Source organism: Acidobacteriota bacterium (assembly GCA_040756905.1).
Classification (GTDB): domain Bacteria; phylum Acidobacteriota; class Aminicenantia; order JBFLYD01; family JBFLYD01; genus JBFLYD01.
Map to the genome: position 1 here is coordinate 1 of JBFLYD010000034.1, position 20,643 is coordinate 20,643.

Genomic DNA, 20,643 nt, shown 5'->3' on the forward strand with positions numbered 1-20,643 from the left:
GGAAAAGAAAGTCATCCTTGACTCAATCCAGCCACTCTGAGGTATAATGAAAATTCAGCGTCACTTCGCTCCGACAGGTGGCCGGTTTCAATCAGAATCAGTGGCCAGATTCATCGGAATATGCAGTGAGGGAGAATCAGTTGTTGTAGAAGGAAATTATACTCTTGAGGAAGGAAAATTAATTAAAATAATTGAATAGGAGGGGTATATGAACATTCCTGAATTTTCTGTAAAGAAAAAAGTTACCACAACAATGCTGATATTAATCGTTGTTGTGGTTGGAATTATTTCATTCACAAACCTTGGCTTAGATCTATTCCCAGATATTGAATTCCCTCAGGTTTCAATCATAACTCAATATCAAGGGGTCTCTTCAGAGGATATGGAATCTCTCATCACAAAGCCAATTGAAGGCTGGGTGAGTTCGGTAACAAACGTTAAAAAAGTAAGGTCAATATCTCAAGAAGGTCTATCATTGATTATGGTTGATTTTGAGTGGGGAACCAACCTTGATTTTGCTGCTCAGGATATAAGAGAAAGAATTGGGCTTTTTAAAAAATTCCTGCCTGAGAATGCATCTGACCCATTGGTACTTAAATTCAATATGGCAGATTTCCCTGTGCTTTTTTATGGAATTACAGGGGAAATGGATGAAAGAGATCTCCAAAAATTAATTGAGAAAAATGTGGCTGAAAGACTGGAAAGAATAGATGGAGTTGCTTCTGCCCAAGCATTTTCGTCAAAACTAAGAGAAATAAACATATTGATAAATAAATTTGCAATGGAAAGTCGTTTATTAACTCTTGATCAGATCATAAATTCATTGAGATTGGAAAACTTGAACCTTCCAGCTGGTTTTATAAAAGAAAATCACCATGAATATGTTTTAAGAACCCTTGGTGAATTTAACAATTTAGAAGATATAAAGAAAACCATAGTTGGAATTTCTCAGGAGGGAAAACCCACATACCTTGGAGATGTTGCAGCTGTGGAGGATGGTTACAGGGAATCAAGATACATAGCAAGAATAATGAGAAAAAGCGGTGTTGTGATGTTTATTCAAAAAAATTCAGGTGCAAACACTGTGAAAATTGTTAATGAAGTAAATAAAAAGCTTGAAGAAATTAAAAAAACTCTTCCTGAAAATGTGAAATTTCATGTAGTAATGGATTTTTCGGAGTTCATAAAGCTGATGGCATCTCGAACTACTTCAAATGCACTCGTTGGAGGGTTGTTAGCGATATCATTTATACTTCTATTCTTAAGAAACTGGAGGCCCACTTTGATTATAGGACTCGCTATTCCCCTTTCAATTATCGCCACTTTTATAGCTTTCTATTTAGCAGGATACACTTTGAATCTTTTTACTTTGATTGGCCTTGCCCTGGGCGTGGGAATGATGGTTGATAATTCAATCGTTGTAATAGAAAATACATTCAGACATTTAGAAGAGGGGAAGCCAAGGGAAAAAGCTGCAATTTTTGGTGCCTCTGAGGTAGGAATGGCAATTACTGCTTCTACCTTGACCACGATAGGAGTATTTTTTCCGATGGTATTTGGAACTGGATTGGTTGGGAAACTTTCAAGATCTCTGGCTCTTTCAATCTCATTTTCACTTTTTTCCTCTCTTTTTGTCGCGATTACCATAGTTCCAATGCTTGCTTCAGTTCTATTCAAAAAAGAGATAAAGCCAGAAGAATACGAACGGAAATTCGGTGAGAAGCAATTTATAAGGATGAAGAAGTTTTATTCAAAGCTTCTGGAGAAAGTTTTAAAAAATAAATTGAAAGTTTTAGGCGGAGTACTAATTTTATTCATAATTTCAATTTTGCTTGTGTTAGTCGTAGGGACTGAATTCATGCCAAAAGTGGATAGAAGTATGCTTTTCTTAAAAATAAAATTACCTGTTGGAACAAACATCGATGAGACAGATAGAGTTGTATCAGAGATGGAGATAAAATCTTTGAAGGAAAAAACAATTGAGACTTTAATAGCTGAAGTTGGGGTTAATGAGCAGGATATAGGTTACAGCGAGTTTACTCCATCTGGACCCCATGAGGGTTCATTATTTGTAAGATTGATAAGTCGGGAGCAAAGAGATTTAAGCGCAGAGGAAATCCTGGAAAAACTCCGAAATAAAATCCCCCATTTCAGGAATGTAGAAATGGAGGCAATTGACTTGGGAACAATGTTCATGGGTGGTTCTATGAGTCCGATAGAGATAAATATTTATGGAGAAGATATTCCTGTTCTGCAAAGGTATTCTGAACTTATAAGAACTAAATTGGAAGGAATAAAAGAATTAAGGGATATAAAGGTTTCGATGGAAGAAGGAAAACCTGAGTTTAGAATAAGAATTGATAGAGAAAAGGCTTCAAGGTTAGGTTTAAAAGTGGCATATGTGGCCTCAGTGCTTGAGACATCAACATTAGGAAAACTATCAACAAGGTATAAATCAGGAGGAGAGGAGATTGATGTAAGAGTAAAATTGAGAGAGGAAGATAGAAACAATATAAGAGAGATTTTAACTCTTCCAATCATGACTCCATTTGGGAAAAAGATTTATTTGAGTGAGGTGGCATACCTTGAAAAAAGCGAGGGTCCTGTCAGAATTGAAAGAGAAAATCAGGTAAGGAAGATAGCAATTCAATCGAACTACATTGGTGGAAGTCTTGGAAAGATAGTTAAGGAAATAAAAAAGAGAGTTGAGCCAATAGAGAAAACATTGCCATTTGGGTATTTTATCGAGTACGGCGGTCAGTATGATGATATGATCGAGGCTTTCAAAACCATGGTCTGGGTATTTTTACTTGCCACTCTAATTACATACATGATAATGGCTGCTCAGTTTGAGAGTTTTACCCAATCTTTTATTATTATGTTTACAATTCCTCTTTCTTTGATAGGAGTTGTGCTTGGACTTTTAATTGCTGGAAGAAATATAAATCTTCCTGTTCTTATGGGATATGTTATGCTTGCTGGAATTGCTGTAAACAATGGAATAGTAATGATTGATTATATCAATAGGCTTAGAAGGTCAGGTATGAAAAAATTTGATGCGATAGTGCATGGAGCAAGTGTAAGATTGAGACCTATTTTGATAACCTCATTTACTACAATTCTTGGAACAGTTCCGATGGTTTTCTCAAGGTCAGAAGGTTCAGAGATGAGAGTTCCTTTAGGATTAACGATTGGTTCTGGGTTGTTGACAACAACTCTACTTACTCTTTTTATTCTTCCGATTGTTTATGACTTATTTACAAGGGAGTTTAAAAGAAAAGAGGAATAATAAGTTTATGAGGTCTCTGAAAAAGTAATTATGAATCAACAAAATAATTTTCTAAAGCAAACGCATTAATATAAATGTAGGGCAACCTTTCCCCGAACCTTGCCCTGAACTCGTTTCATGGGTTGATTCGGGGGTTGCTTGATGCAAGGCTAAAGCCTTGCCCTACATGTAACATTATTTAGTGCATTTGTATTAGTTTGATACTTCATATTGTAGATATATAAGAGACCTCTTAAAAAGCTCCAGATGGAAGGCGCAGGGAAGCTTTGAGCGGAGGCGTACTTTCTGTACGTTGGAGCGATAAAGCTGAGGCTGCAACGAAGCAGATGGACTTTTTCAGAGGTCTCTTTATAAAAACTTGACTATTTTTCAATTCCAGTCCTGGCTTTAATCCCTTTCGAATAATAATGTTTAATTTCTTTCATTTCAGTTACAAGGTCAGCTATTTCTATAAAAGATTTAGGTGCATATCTTCCAGTTAGAATTATTTCAACATTTTCTGGCTTCTTTTTTAAAAAGTTGATAACATCTTTTTCCTTTAAAAGGTTGAAATAAACTGCCACATTTATCTCATCCAGAATTATTATCTGATATTCTCCCAAGAGCATTGCATTCTCACATTTTTCCAGTCCTTTTTTGGCCATTTCAACATCTTCTTTATTTGGTAATTTTTTTACATGAATGAAACTTTTTTTCCCGAACTGTTCAATAGTTATAAATTTTTTAAAAGATTTTATAGATTTTAACTCTCCATATTTCTGTCCCTTCATGAATTGGCCGATATAGCTTCTCAATCCATTTCCGGCAGCTCTAAGTGCCAATCCAATAGCAGCTGTAGTTTTTCCCTTGCCATTCCCAGTGTATACCTGTATGTATCCTTTAAATGGGGTCAGGCTTTTATTTTTTGCTATTTTTTTAGCCATTCTCCAATGATATTTATTTTTTTTCTTTGAGTAAAGAAAAAAATTTTGAAAAAAAATCTCTCTCTTCAAAAAAATTCTTTTTTTCCTTTTTTGAGATCCCTATGAATAAAAGATCTTCTCCCAAAAAATTTTTCCATTAAGAGCAAGATCAGAAGTTTTTATAGCCTCTTTTTTCTTTTACGACAAGAATAACAGTTTCTCCGTTTAGAGAAACTTCATTTATCCTTACTTTGTAAGAGAGGCGGTTTTAAGGGTGAAGCCTCTTCTTTGTTCAAATTCATATATTTCTTCAAGTCTGCTTTCAATTGCTGTAATGACCGAGCCAAACCCGAAACGCCTCCTCACAGTGTCCAGTGATTTCATAAGGTTCTCTCTTTTCAGGAAATTTTCTTCAAAAAGATGAAGATTTATCTCTCTAACGAGGTCAGAAGCTCTCACTCCAACAAGCCTCAGAGGGAAAGGGGAGGAGTAAAAATTTTTTAAATAAAGCTTCTTTGCAATTTCATAAATTTTATACATATCCTGTGTGGGAGAGATGAGAGATTGTCTTCTTGTATAGGTTGTAAAATCTGAAAGCCTGACTTTGATTTCTACCGTAAAGGAAGATAGGCTTTCTTCTCTCAAAGAGGAAGCTAACCTGTCAGAGAGATATGCAAAATGAGCTAAAATCATTTCTCTGTCCCATAAATCTTCTAAAAACGTTGTCTCTCTTGACATTGATTTCGGGATGAATTCTCTTTCCACAATCCTCTCATCAATTCCTCTTGACTGGAAAAATATCTCGTAACCTGAGATTCCAAAAAGACTTTTTAAAGTTTCTTTAGATATCTCCCAGAGGTCTTTTATCCTGTCAACTCCCATCATAGTGAAAATCATCTGAGTCTTTAGCCCTATTCCAGGGAGTTTATCTATTGTTAGTTCTCCTAGAAACTCCACCTCCTTTCCTGGCTCTATATAGATGAAACCCCCTGGTTTAGCTTTTGATGTCCCTAGCTTTGCAAGAAGTTTATTAGAAGCTAAGGAAGCTGAGATTCCTATCTTGAGTTCTTTCTCTACCTCTTCTTTTATTTTTTTAGCCTGGGATGGAATTGAGGGATAAAGAAGATTACAGTGAGTTAAATCAAGATAGGCTTCATCTAAAGATGCCTCTTCTATGTCAGGAGTGTACCTTGAAAGAAGCGAGAAGAATTTTTCAGAGAATTCTTTGTAAAGATGATAGCTTCCCCTTAAAAAGATACAATTAGGGCATAGCTCATAGGCTTTTTTCAGCGGCATACCGGAATGAACACCATATTTTCTTGCTTCATAAGAGGCAGTTGAAGCAACCCCCCTCTCGTATGGCATCCCTCCGACTACAACTGGTTTTCCTCTTAAGGAAGGGTTCTGGAGAATTTCAACAGAGGCAAAGAACGAGTCTATGTCGAGATGGAGAATCCATTTATTTTTCATCGTTTACCTCTCTTTCATCCTCTACCACCCATCATTAAGGGCAGTACCTGGCCTCTCTGTCTTAAATGATTTCCGTTTCCTTTGAAATTAATATTTCCTCAGAACTCCAACCACTTTTCCAAGCACTCTCAGTTCCTCCACCTTTATTGGTTGATAATCAGGGTTTTCAGGAACAAGGTATATTGAAGAGTTTTCCTTTTTTAACCTTTTAAGGGTAACACTTCCATCCTCAAGGCTGGCTATTACCATCTCTCCTGATTGGGCTATTGAGCTTTTCTCTATTATTACGATATCTCCTTCATCGATGTAAGCATCGATCATACTTTTACCTTTTACCTTTAAGGCAAAAAGCTCTTTTCTTTCAGGGGAGAAAAAGGATGGTATCTCAACTGTTTCTCCCAGGTTTTCAAAAGCTTTCTCAGGGTTTCCTGCTGGGACAAGGCCAACAAGGGGTATTGAGAGATGAGGCCTCTTTAGAATTAATTCCACTCCTTCCTCCCCTCTTCTTATGAATCCTTTCCTTTCAAGAGAAACAATATGCTTGTGCACTGTGGATGGAGAGGCTAACCCCAGCTCTTTTCCTATCTCCCTTATAGAAGGAGAGTAGCCTTTTTTTGTGAGGAATTCCTCGATAGCATCGAGGACTCTTTTCTGTTTTTTGGAGATCATCGTTTCCCTCCTGTTCGTTCTCTTTTTGTTCTCCATATACAATATAATTCCTCAATTCAAGTTTGTCAAGTGAGTAATTCTGAATGAAAAGAAAATTCTAAAAAGGTCAGGTTAATAGAAAAATGAGATGCCGGCATAGGCAATTTTTGGAAATTGCCATGCACTTGAACCTGCTTTGGAATAAAGAAAACCAATGTGTGTATCTAAATTTTTTGATATGTCATAAGAAAATCTTAAAAAAAGAAAATTTCCGTTACCCGGTGATGTATTAAAATAACCGAATTGAATTCTTGATAAAGCTGAGATTTGGTAATCTCCAATTATGACGAATACTTTTCCTTTGGGATACAATTCTGATCCGTCGGAAGAGAAGTATTCTCCAATTAAATAAATTTTTGAGCTCAGCTGGTAATCTGCTCCTATCGAAAGGTCACTCATTAATGATTTTTTTTCTTTTTTGACTGCCAGTTCTCCTCTAAAAACAAACCTTCCTTTGCTTCCTTCAAAAGCAGCGCCATAAATCATCTCTCCAGTTATTGAAAATATACAAAAGTTTATGTCAGTGTGTCCACTTGAGAAGAATACTGCACTTCCATAATAATTTCTTCCATTCCTTCTAACATAAACACTTTCTACCCAGGAAAACCCGGTAAAATAATATTGAATTCTTAGAGAATTAACGCCTTGTTTTTCTTCTTTTTCTAAGGAGAAAGGGTTGTATGGATTAAACATATCGAGAACTGAAAAAAGCTTAGCCTTTCCCCATGGAATTCTTTCTCTTCCCATTCCGAAAATGAATTTTTCTGTTTTATAACTTAGAGAGAGTTTGTCAAAGAAGTGATAAACTTTAAGTTGATTCCCTTTGTAAAGATAAAAAGGATTGAGCTCCTCTAAGAGGCTTCCTGTAAAAAGAGAGTAGAATTTTTCGCTTCCATTTAGAGCATTTGTTTCAGAATGGAGTTTGAATGAAAAAGAGTTCCAGCTTTTTTCAATTTTCAGTCTAAATCTTAAAAGCTGAATGGAAGAAAACTCATTCGAATAATTTAAATAAAACGAATTTACTTTAAAATAACCTGATATTGAAGAATAAAGACAGGGAGCAAAAATTAATAGAAAAATACATTTAGCTTTGTATGATTTTACCATCCGAAAGCTTTATCACCCTTTTTGTCATTTTGACTACTCTTTCATCATGGGTTGAAAGAAGGAAAGTGATGTTTTTCTCCTCATTAAGTTTTTTCATTAGCTCAATGAGAATCATGACATTTTCAGAATCCAAGTTTGCTGTCGGTTCATCTGCAAGAACTATTTTTGGTTCTCCTATTATTGCTCTTGCGACAGCTACTCTTTGCTGTTCTCCTCCACTCAGTTTTGTGAGGCGTCTGTGGGCAAGCTCTTCCAACCCAACATCTTTCAATGCTTTTAGAACTCTCTTTCTTCTTTCTTTTTTTTCAACTCCTTGAAGGATTAGCACAAATTCAACATTTTCGAATGCAGTAAGTACAGGAATAAGATTAAAAGATTGAAAGACAAACCCAAGGTTATTAAGCCTTATCTCAGAAAGTTTTTTTTCTGGAAGAGAAGAAATATCTACCCTATTTAGAATAACTTTTCCTTCAGTTGGTTTGTCTATTCCTCCAAGAAGGTTTAAGAGAGTAGTTTTTCCAGACCCAGATGGTCCAACTATTGAGGTAAATTCTCCTTCGTCAATCTTAAGGTTTACTCCATCGATCGCTTTTATAATTCCCCCATCGTGGTAATACTTGCAAAGGTTAAAAGTCTCTATAATCCTCATATCTCCTCTTATTTTTCAAATTTAAGTTGAATTGCGAGCTCTTCTTTTGAAACTTTTATTGCAGGAAAAATAGCCATCACTACTGATATGAAAAGTATTGCGGCGGTTATGTATGCCATCACTTCAAAAGATAGTTTAAAATGGAGTTCAGGCACCCAGGAATAGGATTCGTATATTTCAGTTATTTTTTTTGAGAGTTTTATTGGATTTAACTTGAAGTAGAGAATTATAGGATAAGAAAATACAAATCCTGCAGCAGAACCTATAGTGGACATCAATAAAGATTCAAGAATTATCATCCTTCCTATTTTAAAGGCCTTCATTCCAATTGCTCTTAAGACAGCTATTTCTTTTTTTCTCTCAAAAATTGACATGTAAATTGTATTAAGAAGCCCGAAAGCGATAATTATGATTAAAAGAGCATACATTAGATAACCTGAAACCCTGTCGAATTCTATAAGTTCTAAAAGCTCTGGCATAATCTCCTTCCAATCAAGAACCTCAAAGTTACCATCACTTAAAATTGATTTGATTTTATCTTTTGCTTTGTTAAGCTTTACTTTTCCCTCGGGAAAATAAATTACTATCGTCGTGACTCTTCCACCCATTGAGAACAACTCATCAGCAGAGAGAATGCTTGTAATGATTTTAGACCTATCTAAATCAATCATTCCTGTGTTAATTACTCCAACAACTCTTAAAAGCTTTGCACCGATCGAGCCATCTCTTCCCTGAGCGACCACTGCCACTTCATCTCCTATGTTTAATTTCAAATTTTCTGCTAATTTAGCTCCAACAAGAGCTGTGTTTTCTTCATCAATTTCGAGAAATCTTCCTTTAATTATTTTATGTTTAAAATCTGTTGTTTCAATCTCTCTTTTTACATCAATTCCGGTAATAGAAGCTCCATAGGTTTTATCTTTGAAATTTACCAAAGCAAATCCATCAATTCTCTCAGTCCATTTCTCTCCGATAAAATTAAGCTTTTTTATAAGATTTTCTGAGAAAACAAAATTTTTTGCTAAAGATTCGTTTCCAAAATATCATTCAGCGAAAATCCTGATTTTCCCATTCCAGATTTTTGTAGTTATTTCAAGCTGTCTTGAATATGTTCCTTCCTGCATACTCATCATCCCATTGAGTAAAAAAACAGAAAACAAGATAGCGCTTATGGTCAGGATTGTCCTTCTTTTGTTTCTCCAGATATTTCTCCAAGAGATTTTAAACATATCTAAGAGCCTCTGTAATGATTATTTTTGCTGATTTTCTCGCTGGTAATATTATTGATAGAAACACAACTATTATAACTAATGATATAAGCCCCATAGAATTTTCAAAACTTAGACTTGGATAGATAATAGAACCGGATCCCCACATCTCAAGGCTTCTTGCAAAAACTGAAAGGTTAAGACCTTTAAACGATAAGTATAAATAAAGGAAAGAATTGAGAAAAGAGCCTATTATAATTGAGATAAGCCCGATAAGAATTCCTTCTAACACAATTAACTTTTTTAATTGAAATGGCTTAAGTCCCATTGCTCTTAAGATTGCAAATTCTCTCATGCGTTCAAAAATTGACATAAAAAATACATTCATAATTCCGAAAGATGCTCCGAATAGTATGATAAAACCAAAGAGAAGCATTGATTTACTGAGGACTTCAAATTGGTATTTTAAGGATGGGTTCACATCTCCCCAGCTTAGAACCTCATATTCAGAATTTAATATATCTTTAATTTTATTCAGAGTATCTGGAATAAATTTCTCCTCCTTTAACCTTATTACTATTTCATTTGCCATATTTTTATAACTGCTTATTTTAGATGCCGCAGTAATATCTATCAAAACTATAAATTTATTTACTTCCATTGAAGGGGATTTGAATATACCTCCAACTCTAAAAGCATAAGAAGATATCTCAGCATTTATATCTGAACTGCTGAGCACAACTTTTTCGTTGAGTTTTACATCTAATATCTCTGCGAGTTTATTTCCAATTAGAATTTCGCTTTCAGCCTTGGGAAAATCCCCCTCTACAATATATTCCTCAAATTTAGTGAGGAGTTTTTCTTTTTCTAAGACTCCTCCTATCACCTGGACAGGAGAAGTTTCCTGGGGAGAGTAAAGGACTCCCTGAAGGTTTACTCTCTTTGATATCAATTCAATTTCTGGGAAGTTTAATTTATCTATGACAGAATCAGGATTTTTTATAATTTTTTTCACTTCAGGGTCTTTTAAATATCCCTGTCTGTGAATCTGAATATGCCCTATTCCTGAATCGATTATATTTTTTACTGCTTGTTTTACAGCACCTTCTGTTATGACCATGAAAAAAAACAGCCCAAAAAATCCTATGGTAACAGCTGTGATAAGAATCCATGTTCTTCTTTTTTGGCGCCATATATTTCTCCATGCAAGTTTAAGGATCATTTCTCAATTTCTTTCAAATACCTGAGGGTGAATATTTTATCAGGAATGGAGATGTCAAATTTTATGTTAAGAATCTCGACCTCTGTTTTTTCCTCAGGAGTTTTCTCAGGATATAGAGACCATAAAAAAGGGAAGCTTCTATTACCTACTTTTTTTATGCCTGAATAGACAATACTTCTTATTTTTTCACCTTTCTCATCATAATAAACAGCTCTTAATGGAAGAAAGGTTTTTTTGTCTATTTCAATTTCGATTTTTCCCCAGATAACTACCGCAGATGTCATTGGAATAAGCTCGATGTAATATTTTTCAGAGTCCAGTTTGGCAAGTGTTGCATTATAATCTGATGCAAGAGAACTTTCTCTAACCAAATCATCGTTTGAGAAGTGTGAGCCCATCCAGCTCTGACTCATCATAGATGGAGGTAGTTTTATGGTTCTTTCTATCGATGGCAGGTAATTCCATATGTATTTATCTATTTTCAGTGTGGCTATTCCTTTTTCCTTAGCGGGCTCTAAAATTACAACCAGAGTCTTTTTTTTTCCTTTTTCCCAGAATTTAAATCTCAATTCTCTTGTCCAATTTTTTTTAACAACGGTCATCTTCATCTCTCCTGCACTGCTTTCTCCTCTAAGAGCTTGCTCAGTCTTTTTGATGATTTCCTGGGCATCCTGTGCGATCAAATTGAAAGAAAGAAAAAATAAAAAAGATATTTTTTTCATAAGCTTCCTTATGAAAGTTTATTCTTAGACATTAATGTTAATCAAAAATAGAAAAATTCCTTTTTAAAAAGGTTTTATTTATATTTCATATTATTAAAGTAGAAATAGAATGTCAAATTAGGTTTTTAATTTGACATTGAATTTTTTTTATATAATATTAATAAAAATTTATGATATAGAGAAGGATTGATGAAGTGATGATAAAAGATTTTAAAAAGAATCAAAAAAAAGAACCTGAATGAAAAAAAATGGCAATGGTCTAATTTCAATAATAATTCCTTGTTTTAATGAAGAAAGAACAATCGAAAGAATAATAAGAAGAGTCCATCAAACAAAATACAAAAAAGAAATAATAGCTATCAATGATGGTTCTACTGACAGAAGCGGAGAGATTCTTGAAAATTTAAAAGAGAAAATTCCAGATTTAAAAGTTATATCTCATCCAAAAAATATGGGGAAAGGTGCTGCGATAAGAACTGCTTTAGAACATGTAAATGGAGATATAGTTATAATTCAGGATGCTGATTTGGAATATGATCCTGTTAATTATCCGAAGCTTTTAAGTCCTATTTTGGAAGGAAAGGCTGATGTTGTTTATGGATCAAGGTTTGTAGGAAGTGAGGCACATAGAGTATTATTTTTCTGGCATTATATGGGAAACAGGATTCTGACATTATTGTCAAACATGATGACAAACCTTAACCTGACAGATATGGAAACAGGTTATAAAGTTTTCCGCGCAGAGGTTTTAAAAAGAATAAAGATTGAGCAGAATCGATTCGGGTTTGAACCTGAAATTACAGCGAAAGTTTCAAAATTAAAGGCGAGAGTTTATGAAGTCGGAATTTCTTATTATGGAAGAAACTATTCAGAGGGGAAAAAAATCACATGGAAAGATGGTCTTTTAGCTTTATGGTATATTTTAAAATACAGGGTTAAGAAATTATAGATTCGTTAACAAATCCTCGGCAATAGTTCATATGTTAGAGGCTCCAAAAGCCTTATTCCTCCTGTTAGAGTTTCAAAAAGAAGTTCTCCCTTTTCTCCTCTTTCAGATATCTCGCCAATGATTTCAGCTTCTCTTCCCAGTGGATTACTTTCTAAATATTTTAGAACATCATCAGATTTTTCTTCTTCTACAATTATAACTGCTCTTCCTTCACAGGCAAGGTATAGAGGGTCAATCCCAAGTAATTCAGTAGCTCCTTTAACAAAATCAGAAAGCCTTATTTTTTCCTCATAGATATAAATGGAGTAGGGAATTAACTCAGTGAGTTCATAAAGACATGTTGCAAGGCCACCCCTTGTTATATCTCTCATCCATTTTGCACGGCTATTCCAGAGAGGAAGAAGGAAATTCAGAGGAGCGCAATCACTTTTTATGTTTCCTTCAAGATGGAATTCTTCTCTTGCGATGAGAACTGCTATCGAATGTTCGCCTAAATTTCCTGTTAAAATTACTTTATCTCCAATTTTGATATTTTCTGGTGATGGCTTCGAAATTACATTGCCAATTCCCGCTGTATTTATGAATATTCCATCTGCTTGCCCTTTTCTTACTACTTTTGTGTCTCCTGTGACAATTTCAATTTTTGCTTCTTTTGATGCTTCTTTGATTGATTTTAAGATTTTTTTTAGGATTTTCCATGGAAAGCCCTCTTCCAGTATCAGAGAAAGAGATAAATATTTAGGTTCTGCTCCTGAAACCACAAGGTCATTTACTGTTCCAAACACAGCTAATCTGCCAATATCTCCGCCGGGAAAAAATATTGGGTCCACTACAAATGAATCTGTTGTGAATGCAATTTGATTATTAATTGAAAAGATAGCAGAGTCATCCATCCTTTTGAGAATCTTAGAGGAAAAGTTTTTAAGGATGTCTTCTCTGAGGAATTTTCTCATCAATTTCCCTCCTGAGCCAAGCTCAAGGGGGACTGTTCGTTCCTTTTTACTTTTTAGTTTTGTTCTCACCATTTTTTATTTATTATTACATTAAAAAGTCGCTATATTTTTATAGATTTCATCTTTTATTTTTTTCTGCTTATCCCTTGCTTAACATTGTTTTTCTATATTTATAGCTTGAGAGGCATGCTCCTTCATAGGAGACCATGCAGGGACCTTTTGGTGAATCTGGATTGCATATCTTTGAAAAGAGGGGGCATTCTTCAGGGGAGATAATTCCTTTGATCACTTCTCCACATTTACAACCTGGAAGGTCAGCGGATGAAAGTTTTATATTTATATTGAATCTTTTTTCAGCATCAAAATCTGAATAGAGAGATTTCAATCTAAGCCCGCTTCTTTTTATTAACCCAAGCCCTCTCCAGATTGTGTCCTTTTCTTCAAACATTTCTCCCATTAATTTTTTTGCTTTTTCATTCCCATTTTTTCTTACAACTCTTTTATATTGAATATCCACACTGGGCCTGTTTTTAATTATTTGAGTAAGTATTGAATCAATGCCCATTAGGACATCACATGGTTCAAATCCAGTTATTGCTCCTGGAATGTGATATTCTTCTGGGATAAATCTGTATGGCTCAGTGCCAATTATAGCGCTTACATGTCCTGGATATAAAAAACCGGAAATTCTTATCTCATCTGACGAAACAAGAGCTTTTAATGGGGGAGGGATAAGCCAAAGGGCGGTTAAAGCTGAAAAATTTTTTAAGTTTTTTTCTTTTGCTTTCTTAACAGTCCAACCTATCGATGGAATTGTGGTTTCGAACCCGACTCCGAAAAATACAACCTCTTTTTTTGGGTATTTTTCAGAGAGCTCGATAGCCTCTTCTGGAGAATAGATGATTTTTTTTATCGAGCCTTTTTCTGGAGAGAAATCCTGCATTGAGCCTTTTCTTGTGGGAACTCTTGTCATATCTCCAAAAGTAGCGAGGATGAAATTTTCTCTTTCAAGGATTGATATGGCAGATTCGATAATCTCATTTGGAGTAACACAAACAGGGCAGCCAGGGCCGGAAATCATATCGATGGATAAATCCTTAAGTATTTTCCTTAAACCATATTTATAGATCACAACAGTATGAGTTCCGCAAACTTCCATGATTTTTAAAGGATATTTTATTTTTTCGGTTTTTTTGGAAATCTCTTTCAGGTAATATTTGATTAGTTTTTTATTTCTAAGATTTTCCAGCATTCTCAATTTCTTGGATTAATTTCAGTGTTTCTTCTGCTTCACCTTCATCAAGTTTTGATATGGCGAACCCAACATGAAGGATAACCCAGTCTCCTACTTTCACATCTTCAACCAGTGAGAAGTTCGCCTCCCTTCGAACTCCCATTATCTCTACTTTTCCCCTTTCAGGAGAAGATAATTCAATTACTTTAGCAGGAATTCCAAGACACATTTTTCTTTTTTTAAAATTCTATATCTTCTGATTCAAGTTTGATTGCCTCTTTGAGGGTAACTTTTTTGTATCCAGGAGGCGGAAGAAACTCTGAGTCAGGAATGTTTAGCTTCTCTGCTTTTGTTATTTCTTCTATCTGTTTTGAAGTATCATAGTAAGTAATTGTTCTGAATGGAAATCCTTTCGACAATAAGTTTAAGTATTCATCAGTTTCATCGTAAAGGGGTATTTCTTCCGTTGTAAAAGTTTTAGCAATTGAACTGAAAACTTTCACTATCAGTTCGAAAAATTTTTGCATGCTGAATTCTTTTTCAATACCAGTATCAGGTGCAATCCATACCTCTTCTTTTAGATTTCCATCTTCAAAAACCTGAAATTTCAAAGTTCTAAACCCAGCAATTGAAGCCATTTCATTCGTTGATTTTATATCAACTTTTGGTTTCATCTGAGGCTTTTCCTGTATCTTTTTTGAGGTAGCTGTTTTCTGTTCTCTTAAATATTTCTCAAATTGAGCTTTATATTCCTCCATCTCTTTTTTCAACTCATTTAGGTATTCCTGCCATTCTTTTTTAAACTCATCAATAGTTCCGCCATAATAAAGTTCTTTTTCAGGATTAAGAAAGAATATCAATTGTTTCTCCGAATCGATAATCTGAACATAATCTTCTGATAAAAATTTAATTTTTCCTTGGGAAATTAAAAATGTCTCTGTGGTCTTTTCTTCTTCTCCTTCAATGTAAGAGACCTGTTGTATTTTCCATCCTGCTGATGAAAAAGCAGTAATTATTAATAGAAAAGCTGCTATAAACAAAAATTTTTTGAATACTTTCATTTTTCCTCCTAAGTCTAACTATTTTTTATACATTATTATTGGAAAATTATCAATTTTAAATTAAGAAGGTATAATAATTTTATGGCGGCTAAAAAGACAAAATTTTTTAAAAAAAATCAAATTATCCTGTTAAAGCATGTTTTACTTTTTTTAGGAGTAATTGCTGTTACACAAAACTTTTACCCTATTGGCAAGGATTCTTATACTGGTTATCATTCTTCTTGTCATGAGTTAGAGGATTGCTCTCTTATTGACAATGAATTTCAAAGAAGAATTCAGCAAACTTCTATAAACAATATTTGTTCTGAAAATGATAATGCCACAAGTATACTGGTTGGAGCTTTTTATTATCCATGGTGGAGGGAAAAAAATTTCGTTCAGACAAAAGCTGAGCCTTACATCGGGCCATACGATACATCTAATTCAGTTGTAATTTCAAAACATTTAGCACAGGCAAAAAGGGGAGGGATAGATGTTTTAGCCCTCGAATGGACAGGTCCCCATCCTTCAGATGTATCTGGGGATAAAATTTATACTGAATATGATATAGATAAAAGACTTTTAATGATTATCGAGTCAATCAAAAAGGAATTTGTTGAAAAAAAATTCCAGGATGAGAGATTATTCAGAGAAATTTATCTTAGAAGAAGTCCATGGGGGAGTTATTTTATTTTTTATGATCAGGCAATAAGGATGCATCAGAAGTATGAGTATAGCATAGAAAAAGCTTATGACTTTGATAATAAAATAGTTTACAACACATTTGTCTCAGATTTAATCCATATAGGTAAAAAATATTTTGATGACATTGATTATTTTCGAATCGATGGAAAGCCTGTTGTATGGCTTTATCTTTCGCGTGTTTTTAAAGGAAATTATGAAAAGGCTCTAAAAGATGTGAGGGAGGCCTTTGATTATAGAATATACATTATCGGAGATGAAATATTTAATACAATAGCCCTTGACAAGGCAGAAAAAAGAATTAAAAATTTTGATGCAATTGGGTGTTATGGAATCGGGATCGATTCTATGTATTATAGAGATGAAGCCAATACAAAAGAAATTGCGGATATTGCAATACCTATTTATAAAAAATGGTTCAAATATGTGTCTAATTTAAGAAATGTAATGGGAAACCCTATTGATTTTATATGGCCAGTTCAACCTCAGTATGATGATGATCATATTAAAGATAGACCTCTGAACGGAGAGTTTTTTTGTGATTCTCCAGAGGATTTTGAATATTTTTTGAAGAGAACAAAAGAGGCAATAGATGAACTTCCAAATGGAAAAGGAATTGTATTTGTCACGAGTTTTAATGAATGGTATGAAACAACCTCTGTTGAAGCAAGCTCTATAAGAGGCTTTCCTTATAGATATAATTTTGGCTTTGATTTTCTGGACATATTGTTTAAAATATTTAAAAAATAAAAATAATGGTTAATTGCAAAATTTCAATATTTTCAATAGACTTAAATATAATCTAATTTTAACAAGGAGAGGGAATCATGGGTAAAAATATATTAGAAAAAATTCTCGAAGAGCATCTCATCGAAGGAGGTATAAAAACTGGGGAAGTTGCATTAATTAAGGTAGATCAGGTTCTCACTCAGGATGCAACAGGAACAATGACTTACCTTCAGTTTGAAGCAATGGGCTTAGACAAAATTCAGGTTTCCTTGGCTGTTTCCTATGTTGACCACAATATGTTACAGATTGACAATAAAAATGCTGATGACCATGTTTATCTTCAAACTGTGGCTGCAAAGTATGGTGCATATTTTTCAAAGCCAGGAAATGGAATATGCCACCAGGTTCATTTAGAGAGATTTGCTGCTCCTGGAGCAACACTACTTGGTTCTGATTCTCATACTCCCACAGCAGGAGGGATCGGTTCGTTGGCAATTGGAGTTGGAGGTTTAGAGGTAGCCTCTGCAATGGGAGGCGAGCCATTTGAATTAAAAGTTCCCAAAGTAGTCAGAGTATGGCTTGAAGGAGAATTGAACAGACCTTATGTTACTTCAATGGATATAATTTTGGAATTATTGAGAAGACTTTCAGTTAAAGGAGGGGTTGGGAAAATATTTGAATATGATGGTCCTGGAGTTAAAACTTTATCAATTCCTGAGAGAGCCACAATAACAAACATGGGAGCTGAACTTGGAGCAACTTCATCGATCTTTCCCTCTGATGAGAGAACAAAGATATTTCTAAAAGCTCAAAAAAGAGAAAGAATCTGGAGAGAACTAAAAGCTGATAAAGATGCCCATTATGATGAGGAGATAACTTTAAATTTAACTGAATTAGAGCCAATGATTGCACAACCCCATTCACCTGATAATGTTGTTAAAGTAAAAGATATAAAAGGCCTGAAGGTTAATCAGGTTAATATTGGTTCATGTACAAATTCTTCATATCAGGCATTGAAATCTGTTGCTTTATTTCTAAAGGGAAGAACTGTTCATCCTGATGTCTCGGTTACGATTTCCCCGGGAACAAAACAGGTTCTTGAAATGATGGCAAGAGAGGGAGATCTTGCAGATTTAATCAGTTCAGGCGTGAGAGTTCTTGAAAGTGCATGCGGACCTTGTATTGGAATGGGTCAAGCTCCGATTGCAGAGGGCGTTTCAGTTCGTTCTTTTAATCGGAATTTTAAAGGAAGGTCAGGAACTCAGGATGCAAAAGTTTATCTTGCTTCACCCCTAACATGCGCTGCTATTGCTTTGAAAGGAGAAATCGTTGACCCGAGAGATGCTGGAGTAAAAATCCCTGTGATTCAGGAACCAGAGAAATATATGATTAATGACAATTTAATTGTACCTCCTCCTGAAGACCGTTCATCTGTAAAAGTTATAAAGGGTCCTAATATCAAAGAGGTTCCATTGAGGAAACCCCTTGAAGATAAAATTACAATTGAGGTATTACTAAAAGTAGGAGATAACATTACAACAGATGACATCATGCCAGCTGGAGCTGAAATTCTTCCTTTAAGGTCAAACATCCCTGAGATCTCAAAATATGTTTTTTATAGAATTGACAAAGATTTTTATAAGAAAGCAAAAGAAGCAGGGGCATCTGTGATTCTGGGTGGAGAGAATTACGGTCAGGGCTCTTCAAGAGAGCATGCTGCATTAGCTCCTATGTATCTTGGTGTTAAGGCAGTAATTTCAAAATCATTCGCAAGAATTCACAGAGCTAATCTTATAAACTTTGGAATCTTGCCTTTAACTTTTAAAGATTCTTCTGATTATGAAAAGATAGAAACAGGAGACTGGCTCGATATCGAAAATGTAATAAGATCAATAGATGAAAATAAGCCTCTTATAGTTAAGAACAAGACAAAGGGAACAGAGTTTGAAGTTGTATGGACCTTAACAGAGAAGGAGAGAGAGGTTCTCAGAGCTGGTGGCTTACTTTCATATATAAAGAAAAAAAGAGCTTCTTAAAATTTATCGGAGAGTCCTTTTGGGGGGCTCAGGGATTTCTTCCAATCTTTTTACTTCTTTGGTTAGAGTTGTAATGGGAGCTCCTTTTCTTTTTTTCTTAAGTCCGAATCTCATCAGAAGAATTTCCCGTTTTATTAACTGAGAAGCAAATGCAGGGTCGACCCCCTTGGGACATACTTGAGAACAGGATGAAGCAAAATGGCATCTCCAACATCCATGGGAACTATCTAAAATCTTTATTCTCTCAAGAAATCCTTCATCTCTTGTGTCAGCTGAATATCTGTATGCCTGAGAGATTGCCTGAGGACCTAAAAATTCTGAATCTGTTGCAAGTGTCGGACATGCACTGGAACACACTCCGCATTTGATGCAATATGTAAACTGGGAGATTAATTCTTTCTCTTCTTCAGTTTGGAAATATTCTGAGGTTGGGTTTCCTAACTCTTCGATATGTTCTCTTATGATGAAAGGCTTAACTGATTTGTGTTTCTGAAATAAAGAATTGAAGTCAGGAACGATATCCCTTATCACATAATAATTTGGTAAAGGCTTTACTTCAACTATATCAGAGTTAAGATGTGATATCTGTGTGTGACACCCAAGGGCAGGGAGACCGTTGATAAACATCCCGCATGAGCCACATACTCCCATCCTGCATGAATACCTGAAGTTTAGAGTTGAGTCTAAGTTCTCTTTTATGTGTATCAATCCGTCGAGGACGGTCATGCCCTTTTTTACAGGGATTTCGTAGATTTTAAATGATGGTTCATCGCTTTCTTCACTGCTGAACCGGAAAACTTTAAATTTTACTATTTTAGCTTCTACAATTTCTTGATTTTTTTCGATTGCCATTCTGACCTCCTACATCCTGAATATGGTAATTGTTGCCCAGGTTCCATAGATAAATAGAAAAATTCCAAGTATTATGAAGAGAACTGTAATTATTCTCTCAATTTTTCTTCTTGAGATTGCTTCAATCAAAATGTTCCTAAGGCCATAAAGACCATGATAAAGAGCAAAGGCGAGAAAGAGGATATAAATTATAAGGAATGAGACTTCTTTTCCCCTTTGTTTAACTGCAGACCAGTCAACAGGTTTTTCAGTTCCAGGAATTATATGATAGACAAACGAAAAAATTTCCTCTAAATGTAAGAGTCCCATATGAATTGCGAGCAAGAATATTAAAAATAAGCCAGTTAAAATTTGGATAGCCCATAGAGTTGATTCTTTCATTTTTTTCTCCTAAATCAGTTTAAAAAATTCCAAAGAAGAGAAAATAATCAGAATAGCTGCTAATATCATAAGTATGAAGAATAAGATTCTCTGTCGATTAATTGAGGTAACATATGGATACTTTGGGGATGCTGGTTTTCCAAGAAATATAGCAAGTTCTGTAAGGATCAACCGAAACCCATTTATTGCATGGTATAAGAATGCAACAAGTACTAAGTATTCAAGGAATTTAAACAATGGCTGGTTAAGAAAATCCATTATGTTTTTCCAAGCTTGTTCTCCTTTTGCTCTTTCTCCTGTTACAAATATATGGAATAAGAGATAAAGTATAAGACCAAATCCTGTAATTCTATGAAGAATGTATGCATATCTTTCAATATGGTATTTTCCCGCATAAAACCAGCCAATTATTCCAAGTTTATTGTTGTATTGCTTATTTTTTAGTAAATTTTCCATTTAAATTATCTCCTTTCTCTGTTTATTCTTCACT

At 34.7% G+C, this 20,643-nt stretch carries 21 protein-coding genes; 5 read left to right on the forward strand and 16 right to left on the reverse strand.

The features are described from left to right. The first annotated feature begins 46 nt into the window (after window positions 1-46). Window positions 47-199, forward strand: a complete 153-nt coding sequence (locus AB1410_04970; protein MEW6456051.1) for a hypothetical protein — start codon at window positions 47-49, stop codon at window positions 197-199. A 9-nt stretch (window positions 200-208) separates the two neighbouring features. Beyond that, window positions 209-3,289 carry an efflux RND transporter permease subunit gene (locus AB1410_04975; protein ID MEW6456052.1) on the forward strand — a complete coding sequence of 1,027 codons (3,081 nt, stop codon included), beginning with the start codon at window positions 209-211 and terminating at the stop codon, window positions 3,287-3,289. Window positions 3,290-3,651: 362 nt separating this feature from the next. On the opposite strand, the gene AB1410_04980 is transcribed toward AB1410_04975, so the two are convergent. From AB1410_04980 to AB1410_05020, 9 genes are all read right to left on the reverse strand, one after another. Further along, entirely contained in the window at window positions 3,652-4,281 is a 630-nt protein-coding gene (locus AB1410_04980; protein MEW6456053.1) for a cob(I)yrinic acid a,c-diamide adenosyltransferase, read from the reverse strand. 156 nt (window positions 4,282-4,437) lie between these two features. Next, window positions 4,438-5,661: a DNA polymerase IV gene (gene dinB / locus AB1410_04985; protein ID MEW6456054.1), complete on the reverse strand. Its 1,224-nt coding sequence runs from the start codon at window positions 5,659-5,661 to the stop codon at window positions 4,438-4,440. 87 nt (window positions 5,662-5,748) lie between these two features. Beyond that, window positions 5,749-6,330, reverse strand: a complete 582-nt coding sequence (gene lexA, locus AB1410_04990; protein ID MEW6456055.1) for a transcriptional repressor LexA — start codon at window positions 6,328-6,330, stop codon at window positions 5,749-5,751. 111 nt (window positions 6,331-6,441) lie between these two features. Continuing rightward, window positions 6,442-7,476 carry a hypothetical protein gene (locus AB1410_04995; GenBank protein ID MEW6456056.1) on the reverse strand — a complete coding sequence of 345 codons (1,035 nt, stop codon included), beginning with the start codon at window positions 7,474-7,476 and terminating at the stop codon, window positions 6,442-6,444. Further along, window positions 7,454-8,125 (reverse strand): ABC transporter ATP-binding protein, encoded by a 672-nt coding sequence (locus AB1410_05000; GenBank protein ID MEW6456057.1) that lies wholly within the window; start codon window positions 8,123-8,125, stop codon window positions 7,454-7,456. Before AB1410_05000 ends, AB1410_04995 begins: the two co-directional genes overlap by 23 nt. An 8-nt stretch (window positions 8,126-8,133) precedes the next feature. Beyond that, window positions 8,134-9,060 (reverse strand): FtsX-like permease family protein, encoded by a 927-nt coding sequence (locus AB1410_05005; protein ID MEW6456058.1) that lies wholly within the window; start codon window positions 9,058-9,060, stop codon window positions 8,134-8,136. A 108-nt stretch (window positions 9,061-9,168) separates the two neighbouring features. Next, the gene (locus AB1410_05010; protein MEW6456059.1) at window positions 9,169-9,354 is read right to left on the reverse strand and encodes a hypothetical protein; all 186 of its coding nucleotides are present in this window, start codon (window positions 9,352-9,354) and stop codon (window positions 9,169-9,171) included. Further along, window positions 9,347-10,555 (reverse strand): ABC transporter permease, encoded by a 1,209-nt coding sequence (locus AB1410_05015; GenBank protein MEW6456060.1) that lies wholly within the window; start codon window positions 10,553-10,555, stop codon window positions 9,347-9,349. Before AB1410_05015 ends, AB1410_05010 begins: the two co-directional genes overlap by 8 nt. Beyond that, window positions 10,552-11,277 (reverse strand): outer membrane lipoprotein-sorting protein, encoded by a 726-nt coding sequence (locus AB1410_05020; protein MEW6456061.1) that lies wholly within the window; start codon window positions 11,275-11,277, stop codon window positions 10,552-10,554. The genes AB1410_05015 and AB1410_05020 overlap by 4 nt, the downstream gene beginning before the upstream one ends. Before the next feature lie 238 nt (window positions 11,278-11,515). Between AB1410_05020 and AB1410_05025 the strand changes: the two genes are divergently transcribed. Next, window positions 11,516-12,226 carry a glycosyltransferase family 2 protein gene (locus AB1410_05025; protein MEW6456062.1) on the forward strand — a complete coding sequence of 237 codons (711 nt, stop codon included), beginning with the start codon at window positions 11,516-11,518 and terminating at the stop codon, window positions 12,224-12,226. Window positions 12,227-12,231: 5 nt separating this feature from the next. Here the strand turns inward: AB1410_05025 and hypE are convergent, their stop codons facing one another. The 4 genes from hypE to AB1410_05045 form a co-directional block, all read right to left on the reverse strand. Then, window positions 12,232-13,251 carry a hydrogenase expression/formation protein HypE gene (hypE, locus tag AB1410_05030; GenBank protein ID MEW6456063.1) on the reverse strand — a complete coding sequence of 340 codons (1,020 nt, stop codon included), beginning with the start codon at window positions 13,249-13,251 and terminating at the stop codon, window positions 12,232-12,234. Between the two features lie 67 nt (window positions 13,252-13,318). Beyond that, entirely contained in the window at window positions 13,319-14,431 is a 1,113-nt protein-coding gene (gene hypD, locus AB1410_05035; GenBank protein MEW6456064.1) for a hydrogenase formation protein HypD, read from the reverse strand. Continuing rightward, window positions 14,415-14,642, reverse strand: coding sequence for a HypC/HybG/HupF family hydrogenase formation chaperone (locus AB1410_05040; protein ID MEW6456065.1), 228 nt, complete (start codon window positions 14,640-14,642; stop codon window positions 14,415-14,417). Before AB1410_05040 ends, hypD begins: the two co-directional genes overlap by 17 nt. Before the next feature lie 10 nt (window positions 14,643-14,652). Next, on the reverse strand, window positions 14,653-15,474 hold the full coding sequence (locus AB1410_05045; GenBank protein MEW6456066.1) for a hypothetical protein: 822 nt from the start codon (window positions 15,472-15,474) through the stop codon (window positions 14,653-14,655). Window positions 15,475-15,555: 81 nt separating this feature from the next. Here AB1410_05045 and AB1410_05050 point away from each other — a divergent pair, with 81 nt between their 5' ends. Further along, the gene (locus AB1410_05050; protein MEW6456067.1) at window positions 15,556-16,905 is read left to right on the forward strand and encodes a glycoside hydrolase family 99-like domain-containing protein; all 1,350 of its coding nucleotides are present in this window, start codon (window positions 15,556-15,558) and stop codon (window positions 16,903-16,905) included. 77 nt (window positions 16,906-16,982) lie between these two features. Next, window positions 16,983-18,920 carry an aconitate hydratase gene (locus AB1410_05055; protein ID MEW6456068.1) on the forward strand — a complete coding sequence of 646 codons (1,938 nt, stop codon included), beginning with the start codon at window positions 16,983-16,985 and terminating at the stop codon, window positions 18,918-18,920. 3 nt (window positions 18,921-18,923) lie between these two features. Here AB1410_05055 and AB1410_05060 read toward each other — a convergent pair whose 3' ends face one another. Genes AB1410_05060 through sdhC form a run of 3 tightly spaced genes read right to left on the reverse strand, consistent with a single transcriptional unit; the run spans window position 18,924 to window position 20,609 of the window. Then, on the reverse strand, window positions 18,924-19,772 hold the full coding sequence (locus AB1410_05060) for a succinate dehydrogenase iron-sulfur subunit (GenBank protein MEW6456069.1): 849 nt from the start codon (window positions 19,770-19,772) through the stop codon (window positions 18,924-18,926). A gap of 9 nt (window positions 19,773-19,781) precedes the next feature. Further along, complete coding sequence (locus AB1410_05065) at window positions 19,782-20,153, reverse strand: hypothetical protein (protein MEW6456070.1); 372 nt, start codon at window positions 20,151-20,153, stop codon at window positions 19,782-19,784. Window positions 20,154-20,162: 9 nt separating this feature from the next. After that, window positions 20,163-20,609, reverse strand: coding sequence for a succinate dehydrogenase, cytochrome b556 subunit (gene sdhC / locus AB1410_05070; GenBank protein ID MEW6456071.1), 447 nt, complete (start codon window positions 20,607-20,609; stop codon window positions 20,163-20,165). Between the last annotated feature and the right edge of the window lie 34 nt (window positions 20,610-20,643).